Origin of the sequence: Streptomyces sp. NPDC012474 (assembly GCF_042955185.1) — a bacterium.
GTDB lineage: Bacteria > Actinomycetota > Actinomycetes > Streptomycetales > Streptomycetaceae > Streptomyces > Streptomyces cahuitamycinicus.
In genome coordinates, this window is record NZ_JBIBEP010000060.1 from 1 (window position 1) to 1,002 (window position 1,002).

Here is a 1,002-nt window from a genome sequence, read left to right on the forward strand (position 1 = left end):
CCCGTGCCGTTGACGGCGGGTCCGCTGCACGCCGCGGTGTCCTACACCTCGGCGGTGGCCGAGGCCCGGATCGGTGGGGACCTGTACGAGGTGGTGGCCTCCCCGCACGGTGTGCGGGTCATCGTCGGAGACGTCCAGGGCAAGGGCCTGGCCGCGGTGGAGACAGCGGCCGTGGTGCTGGGTGCCTTCCGTGAGGCGGCGTACGACGAGGCCGACCTGTCGGGGCTGGGCGACCGCCTGGAGCGGAGTGTGGCCCGGGAACTGGAAGGGGAGAAGTTCGTCACCGCGATTCTCGCCGAGATCGGCACGGCTCACGAGGTGGTCTTCCTCAACTACGGGCATCCGGCCCCGATGATCGTGCGCAGTAACGGCACGGTCGACTTCCCGCAACCGCACTCCTTCGCGCTGCCGTTGGGCCTCGGGGCACACGGAAGCGAGGGCCCGGGACCCTATCGGGTGGGCTTCGCCCCGGGCGAGCAGCTTCTGCTGTACACCGACGGCGTCACCGAGGCCCGCGACGAGGACGGCCGCTTCTATCCCGTCGGTGAGCGCGCGCACCTGCTGAAGAACCCGGACGCGCACCGCGCCCTGGAGGCCCTGCGGGAGGATCTGGCCCAGCACTCCGTCGGACCGCCCCACGACGACGCCGCGATGCTCCTGCTGCGCTACCACGGTCATGGGGAAGGAAAATCTGCTCCCACCGCGTGAGTGAGCGGGTACTTCCGCACGGTAGAAAGGACGCATGCCGGAGCGTGAGACCCCCGCGGGGACGATGGACGACGTGGACGTGGTGACCCGGTCGGTGCTGACCGCGTCCCGCCTGCTGGTGGGGGTCTCCGCGCGCTCCCTCGCCGCTGTCGAGGAACGGGTGACGCTGCCGCAGTTCAGAATGCTCGTGGTGCTGTCCACACGCGGCGCCACCAAACTCGTCACCCTCGCCGACCTGCTCCGGGTCGCCCCGTCCACCGCCATGCGGATGGTCGACCGGCTGATCGCCGCCGG

At 70.8% G+C, this 1,002-nt stretch carries 2 protein-coding genes; both read left to right on the forward strand.

The window, feature by feature from the left end:
* Positions 1–708: SpoIIE family protein phosphatase (locus tag ACFY9S_RS40670; protein WP_391139190.1), on the forward strand; the 708-nt coding region annotated here is incomplete at its 5' end.
* 34 nt (positions 709–742) lie between these two features.
* Positions 743–1,002: MarR family transcriptional regulator (locus ACFY9S_RS40675; RefSeq protein ID WP_391139192.1), on the forward strand; the 260-nt coding region annotated here is incomplete at its 3' end.